The following is a 6,496-nucleotide window of genomic DNA, read 5'->3' on the forward strand; positions in this document are numbered from 1 at the left end:
CTTCCGCATCGCGCTCTTTTTCCTTCAATGTTTTGGGAAGAAGGGTGGGGTGCTGAAGGCGGGCTTTGTTGTGTGCCTGGGAAGGTGGGGATCGGCAGGAGAGGAGAGTGAAGATCTGTTAAAGATCCTGCGAAGTTTCGGTTTGCTAAATTAGATTCCCTCTTTGAATTCTCCTGTGGGGGTGCTAGCGGTGAGCTGAAAATGCCTTGTAGATGCAGGGGGAGGGGGTAGTAAAAGTGCGTGTTATTAACTTTTCTTGGCAGGATTTACAACCTTGCAAGAGGGGTTAGGTAACTTACTGTGCAAGGCAAAACGTGATTGAAGACACTACCTTTGTCTCTCACCACGGTTTGTGGAGAAAAGACCCCTTGTAAGGAGAGCGACATGACTGACGCACCTGCTTCGATTAACTCGCGCCGCGAACCTACGCCGCAAGAGTTCATCGAGATGCGTGACAGCCCGCAGTTTGCCAAGCTGCGCGGCACATACCGCAAGTTCACCTTCCCCATGACTGTGGCGTTCTTTGTGTGGTACGTCCTCTACGTGCTGGCCGCCGTTTTTGCGCCAGACTTCATGGCTATTGAACTTGGGGGAGGCTGGAATGTTGGCCTCATCTTCGGGCTAGCCCAGTTTCTGACCACCTTCATCATCACGTATATCTACGTTAACTACGCCAATAAGAACATCGAGCCGCAGGCAGCGGCCATTCGCCAGGAACTGGAGGGCTAAACAATGCAGACCATGACCTTGGCCGCAGCGGAATCCTCCGCCGGCAATCCGATTCTCAATATTTCAGTCTTCGCGGCGTTCCTTGTCGTCACCATGTACGTGGTGCTGAAAGCCGGTAAGTCCACGAAGGAAGCTTCTGATTTCTACACCGGTGGCGGTAGTTTCTCCGGCCGCCAGAACGGCCTGGCTATCTCCGGTGACTACCTGTCCGCCGCATCCTTCCTGGGCATCGTCGGTGCCGTCGCGCTCAATGGCTACGATGGCTTCCTTTACTCAGTGGGCTTCTTCGTTGCCTGGCTCGTTGCTCTGATGCTCGTCGCCGAGCCGATGCGCAACGTCGGCCGTTTCACCATGGCGGACGTGCTGTCCTTCCGTCTCAAGCAGCGCCCGGTGCGCGTGGCGGCGGCAATCTCGACCTTGTTCGTGTCGCTGTTCTACCTCATCGCACAGATGGCCGGCGCGGGCTCCCTCGTGGCCGTGCTCCTGAATATTCACGACTTCAAGTGGCAGGCCGTCGTCGTTGGCATCGTGGGCATCCTCATGATCGTCTACGTTCTTGTCGGTGGCATGAAGGGCACGACCTACGTGCAGATGATCAAGGCCGTGCTCCTGGTCACCGGTGTGGTCATCATGTGCATCCTCACCTTTGTCTTGCTGAAGGGCGGCTTCAGCGCCCTGTTTACCCAGGCGATTGATATGCACGCTAATTCCGAAGCAATCAAGGAAGGCGGCTACGAGGCTTCCCAGATCATGGAGCCGGGGCTGAAGTACGGCAAGAACCTCACCACGAAACTCGACTTCATCTCCCTGGGTATTGCCCTCGTTCTCGGTGTTGGTGGCCTGCCGCACGTTCTCATGCGCTTCTACACGGTGCCGACCGCGACCGAGGCTCGCCGCTCCGTTACCTGGGCCATCGTCATCATCGGTGCCTTCTACCTGATGACCCTGGTTCTGGGCTACGGCGCTGCCGCCCTCGTTGGCCCGGACCGCATCCTCGCCGCACCGGGCGGTGCGAACTCCGCGGCCCCGCTGCTGGCGTTGGAGATCGGTGGCTCCATCTTCATGGCGGTCATCTCCGCGGTGGCCTTCGCTACCGTTCTGGCTGTTGTCGCCGGCCTCGCCATCACTGCTTCGGCTTCCATCGCGCACGATATCTACCACTCCGTCATCCGCAACGGTGAGTCCACCGAGGCTGAGCAGGTTCGCGTTTCCCAGATCACCGTGGTCGTCCTGGGCATTGTCTCCATCATCCTGGGCATTCTGGCCATGACCCAGAACGTTGCCTTCCTGGTGTCCCTGGCCTTTGCCGTGGCTGCCTCCGCCAACCTGCCGACCATCCTGTACTCCCTGTACTGGCGTCGATTCAACACCGCAGGTGCCGTGGCGTCGATGTACACCGGTGTTATCTCCTGCTTGGTACTCATCTTCCTGTCCCCGGCAGTCTCCGGTACCCCGACCTCGATGTTCCCGAACGCCGATTGGTCCATCTTCCCGCTGTCCTCCCCGGGCCTGGTCACCATCCCGCTGGCCTTCTTCGCCGGCTGGATTGTCTCCATCATGACCCCGCCGGACAACCTAGAAGAACTGTCCGCCGAGATGGAGGTTCGCTCCCTGACCGGCGTGGGTGTTGAGGCTCCGGTGGATCACTAAAACGCCTCAATCACACCGTTTCAGGCGGTAGAGAGTAGACTCAAACATCGTGTTTTACTCTCAGCCTTCTCACAGGGCGGCGTCAGTGCGAGCTGGCGCCGCCCTTCTGGCGTGCGTACTCGGTGCAGCCTCTCTCGTTGCGTGCTCGCCAGCGCACGAAGAAGACTCCGCGGCTGGAGGTTCAGCGCAGACCAGCGTACGCAAACCTGGCCCCATCACACATCGGAAAGGCCAGCTGCAGCTGGCTGCTGTCCCGGACTCAGTAGGTCAGTTCCTCAAGGGCGATGAGTCCAAGGCCATCACGTATTACCGCATTGAGACTGGCATGCACATGGGCTCAGCCACCGAGCATCAACCTCGCTATGCGCTGAGCTTGATTAAGCTCTACATCGCAACCTACGTGTTGGAACGCGGGTCCTTTGAGGATAAGTACGTAGCGCTGGATATGATTGCTGATTCCTCCGACGAGAGCGCCGCACAGCTCTTTGAGAAATATCCGCGATCCATCGATGCCATCGCTAAGGAATATGGCTTGGAGTCCACGTCCGCGGGGGAGGACTGGGGGCATTCCATGACCTCTACGTACGACGTCGTGCGGTTCATTGTCCAGCTCATGGAGGATGATCCGACGCACCCTGTGTTGGTGGCGATGTCCCACGCCGATGCCGTATCGGCCGACGGATATGAGCAGAACTATGGCACCGCGAAGCTGAGCGACGTCGTGGGCTCTAAGTGGGGATGGTCGGACAGCAAGGATCGCCATTCCTCGGTCTCTTTTGGGGCGAACTTCGTTGTGGCTGCGTCCATTGAAGGAAGCGCTCAGGAACTCACGTCCTATGTACGCAAGGAGATCACCGGTAAGAACCTGGTGAAGGGCAACAACCTGAACAAGGAGGCGCTGGCTAATCCTGGTGCTGTTGCCACGCGCTTGACGACGTCCAGCGCTGCGCCCACTGCGACCTCCACGACAGCGACGCCGGCTGCCGCGACATCTTCGGAGCCGTCTTCTTCTGCGCCGTCCTCTCAACCAACGTCTAGAACGTCGGCCTCGAAGACCTCTGCGGCGCGGTAAGGCGCCGCGCCGCTGCGGGGCATTTAGCCCATGGACTTGCGCACGGTGTTGAGGATATCCACCGCGCCGCGGACTTGGTCATTGCTGATGGAAGAACCAGCAATGGTGATGCCATCACTGCTCACACTGGAGCCGCGACCAGTGGGATCCGGCAGGGTGATGTTGGGCAGCGGGATGTTGTCCGGCACGCTCGGGATGTCCTTGACCTTGGGCGGTGTCACCGCGCCTTGGCCCGGGGTCCACTGACCCCAGTCATTGGCGTAGACGGTGTTAATATCGCAGGTCACGCCGTCGATAGTGGCTTGGGTCTTGGCCTTCTGGTGGATGGTGGTGCGCGGGTGAATCTTCCCGCCGGAGCCCCAATCGTGCATCCAGTAGAACTGGCCAATGCGGTCGGCAACGCACCAGTCGATGACGTTGTAATTGCCGTAGACTCCGGTCTGGTAGCCTGCGGCGCTCAGCGCTGCGGAGAAGGCCTTGAGGTAGGGGCGGATCTGGTTCTCATACTGGGCGCGGGTGGGGTTGTCATCGATGGCGATGTAGATGGGGCGCCCAGTTGGCCCGCCCGCGGCCTTGTGGATGGCGATGGCCTGCGGTGCGTGGACGGCAGCGCCCGCAGCACCGTTGAGCCAGTCGGCGGTTTCGGCGCGACCAAACTGGTAGATGGAGGCGGTCTTGAGGCCTGCCGCGGCGTTGGCCTGCGTCTCCGCTAGGGTAACGGGTTTGCCCTTCATCCAGTCGGCGCCGGGGCGGCGCTGGGAGACATAGCGGATGGCGCCGAGGTGGCCAGCTGCCTTGATAGCGCGCGCTGAGGGGACACCGGCGGAGAAATCGATGATGGTGCCCAAAGCTGGGCCTACGGCGAGAGCAGCGGGTGCTTGGCTGCCGATGGCACCGGCGGTCAGCGCGAGGGCACTGGCTTTGATAAGGGAACGGCGGGACAAAGACATGATGGAGTTCTCCTAGCGAGGGTCAAGTGGGCTGACAAAGATGGGGCCGAAGAAAGTATCTGAAGTCACTTTAGCCACGATGGTCTAAAATTGCACCACAATTAGTATGGGTGGGTGCACAGGTGCGCCTCGCAGGGCCATAAACGTGCACGGAGCCCCATAAGACGGAGGAATAAGTATGGCTGAAGAGCTGAGAATGCGTTTCATTCAGGGCGACAGCGTGTTCCGGCTGAACCACCAGCAGTTCAGCGATGCTGAGGTGCAAGTGGTGCTTCAGGGTTACATCGAGAACTGCCGTCGGAACTCTCAGTGGATCCTCGATACCCGTGAAGAAGGAAACACCCTCGTGGTGGAGCATCTTTTCCCCGCGGAAGAATTCATCGAGGCGAATAATGGCCGCCTGCATATCGATGAGGCTTTCGTCGAATCACTGCCCCTGACGTACCCGATCGTGTTTGAGATCCGCTCGGGCTACCTGCGCATCCACAAGCCGCTAGCCAATAAGTACGGCGCTCTCCTGTCTGACTTCATTCGTGGCTTGTGGGAAGTGTTGCTGCAAGGTCAGATGCACTACCTGTGGGATCACGGCTTTGCGCAGTGTGGTGGTGTGGGAACGATACAACTCAACGCCTATGGGCTGCTGGAGCCGGACGAGCCGCTCATTGGGTTTTACCGGGTAGACGTCGATATGCAGCACGAGGCCTGGGTGTACATCACCCCGCAAGGGCTCATCCTGGTTTTCGACGATGACGACGTCCTTGCCTTCGACAAGGTGGACATGCGCAATCCCTCGATTCCTTCAGGAGTCTTTTCTTTTAGCATGCTCAAGGCTGAGGTGGTTGGAACCGGCGGCGGCAAGACTATTAAAACCTCAATGAGTCCAAAGGATCTTGGGGAACTGGACCAGGCTCGGACGGATATCCGCACTATGTTGTCCTCACCGCATCAGGGACGTCCGCGCCGCATGGTGGATCCCAGCCCGCTTCCCTGGCTCGTGGTGGACGGCGAAGAGCTGGGCTACATGGCGCAGGCGGATCGTGAGCGCTATCGCCGCCAGCGCTCCGATGCCGGGCACAACCCATTCGGGGATGGCTCCCACACTATGCAGCAAGCCATGGACAACCCCTTCGCCGAATCGTGGGAGGAGCACCCCTCGCGCGACGACAACCCTTTCGCTTAAAGCACCCCACAGGCGCTTAAAACGTGCAGCCTTAGGGCTGGGTCGTGCGGAACGTGACGTTGGTGGGGTTTTCTACCGTGCGGGACACGGTGCAGTCCTTGTCGTGGGAGATGCGAACGAGGCGCTCCACCATGGACTGGGCCTGGCGCCCGGTGTCGGTATCCGGGAAGCGGAGGGAGAATTCCACGTTGACGTCGCTCAGCCTTGAGGCGCCGTCCTCGTTGATGCGGGTGCCTTCCGCGTGGACGTCGAAAAGCTCCGGCTCCGTGCGCCGGGACGTGACCACGTCGACGTCCACGGCTGAGCAGCCAGCTACGGCGGCGAGGAGCAGCTCGACCGGACTTAGCAGTCCTTCGCCCGTGCCGAACTCGAGTGTCGCACCTGCGGCATTCGTGGCGCGGTAGCGACCGGTATCTACGCGGGTGACGTCGACGTTGTATTTCTTAGTGATATTGCTCATGAGCGTTCATCCTAGCGGCGGGTAATCATTTAAACGTGCGTTCATGCGGTCGTTACGTGAGGGAAAGCTATGGAGAATACATTTCTTATGTCTCTTTTGGCTTTATTCACTGTGATTGGAAGAACTATGGCTTCTCGCCGCCTGCTCGGCACCGTGGTCACCGCCTCGGTGGCCGGTACGTTCCTCGTCGTCCCGGCCTCTGCTGCCGAACCTTCAGAAGGCCTGGGCTCACGTTTTAGCATCGGCGTGCTGCCGGACAGCCAGTTCTACTCCCGTTACTCCACCCCGGAAACCGGCAATTTGGCCCAGGCGCGCTACGGCAGTGAGCCTTTTAAGGCGCAAGTCGAGTGGCTGGTGAAGAACCAGGAAGCGCTCAACATGGACTTTGCTACGCACCTTGGTGACGTGGTGGACCAGCCGGACTGAGGTTACCCTCGTTTAGTGGACACCCTATT

The 6,496-nt window shown here is 59.5% G+C and carries 7 protein-coding genes; 5 read left to right on the forward strand and 2 right to left on the reverse strand.

The features are described 5' to 3' along the window. Positions 1-384: 384 nt before the first annotated feature. The 3 genes from HMPREF2781_RS10525 to HMPREF2781_RS10535 all read left to right on the forward strand — a co-directional run bounded on the left by HMPREF2781_RS10525 (position 385) and on the right by HMPREF2781_RS10535 (position 3,451). Entirely contained in the window at positions 385-729 is a 345-nt protein-coding gene (locus tag HMPREF2781_RS10525) for a DUF485 domain-containing protein (RefSeq protein ID WP_049154159.1), read from the forward strand. A 3-nt stretch (positions 730-732) separates the two neighbouring features. Continuing rightward, entirely contained in the window at positions 733-2,379 is a 1,647-nt protein-coding gene (locus tag HMPREF2781_RS10530) for a solute symporter family protein (protein ID WP_070645863.1), read from the forward strand. A gap of 85 nt (positions 2,380-2,464) precedes the next feature. Continuing rightward, a complete protein-coding gene (locus HMPREF2781_RS10535; protein ID WP_246821847.1) occupies positions 2,465-3,451 on the forward strand; it encodes a hypothetical protein in 987 nt (328 codons plus the stop codon). 23 nt (positions 3,452-3,474) lie between these two features. Here the strand turns inward: HMPREF2781_RS10535 and HMPREF2781_RS10540 are convergent, their stop codons facing one another. Beyond that, positions 3,475-4,401: a DUF1906 domain-containing protein gene (locus HMPREF2781_RS10540; protein ID WP_070645867.1), complete on the reverse strand. Its 927-nt coding sequence runs from the start codon at positions 4,399-4,401 to the stop codon at positions 3,475-3,477. Between the two features lie 196 nt (positions 4,402-4,597). On the opposite strand from HMPREF2781_RS10540, the gene HMPREF2781_RS10545 reads away from it, so the two are divergent. Then, positions 4,598-5,581, forward strand: coding sequence for a hypothetical protein (locus HMPREF2781_RS10545; RefSeq protein ID WP_246821848.1), 984 nt, complete (start codon positions 4,598-4,600; stop codon positions 5,579-5,581). 31 nt (positions 5,582-5,612) lie between these two features. Here the strand turns inward: HMPREF2781_RS10545 and HMPREF2781_RS10550 are convergent, their stop codons facing one another. Continuing rightward, on the reverse strand, positions 5,613-6,041 hold the full coding sequence (locus tag HMPREF2781_RS10550; protein ID WP_070645870.1) for an OsmC family protein: 429 nt from the start codon (positions 6,039-6,041) through the stop codon (positions 5,613-5,615). A 126-nt stretch (positions 6,042-6,167) separates the two neighbouring features. Between HMPREF2781_RS10550 and HMPREF2781_RS10555 the strand changes: the two genes are divergently transcribed. Next, complete coding sequence (locus tag HMPREF2781_RS10555) at positions 6,168-6,467, forward strand: metallophosphoesterase family protein (RefSeq protein WP_070645872.1); 300 nt, start codon at positions 6,168-6,170, stop codon at positions 6,465-6,467. The last annotated feature ends 29 nt before the right edge of the window (positions 6,468-6,496 follow it).

Source organism: Corynebacterium sp. HMSC062A03, assembly GCF_001811145.1.
Classification (GTDB): Bacteria; Actinomycetota; Actinomycetes; order Mycobacteriales; family Mycobacteriaceae; genus Corynebacterium; species Corynebacterium aurimucosum.

Bases quoted from the DNA above. Each gene is read 5' to 3' on its own strand.
- HMPREF2781_RS10530 (WP_070645863.1), top strand. From the start codon at position 733: ATGCAGACCATGACCTTGGCCGCAGCGGAATCCTCCGCCGGCAATCCG.
- HMPREF2781_RS10545 (WP_246821848.1), top strand. From the start codon at position 4,598: ATGCGTTTCATTCAGGGCGACAGCGTGTTCCGGCTGAACCACCAGCAG.
- HMPREF2781_RS10525 (WP_049154159.1), top strand. From the start codon at position 385: ATGACTGACGCACCTGCTTCGATTAACTCGCGCCGCGAACCTACGCCG.
- HMPREF2781_RS10555 (WP_070645872.1), top strand. From the start codon at position 6,168: ATGGCTTCTCGCCGCCTGCTCGGCACCGTGGTCACCGCCTCGGTGGCC.
- HMPREF2781_RS10550 (WP_070645870.1), bottom strand. From the start codon at position 6,041: ATGAGCAATATCACTAAGAAATACAACGTCGACGTCACCCGCGTAGAT.
- HMPREF2781_RS10540 (WP_070645867.1), bottom strand. From the start codon at position 4,401: ATGTCTTTGTCCCGCCGTTCCCTTATCAAAGCCAGTGCCCTCGCGCTG.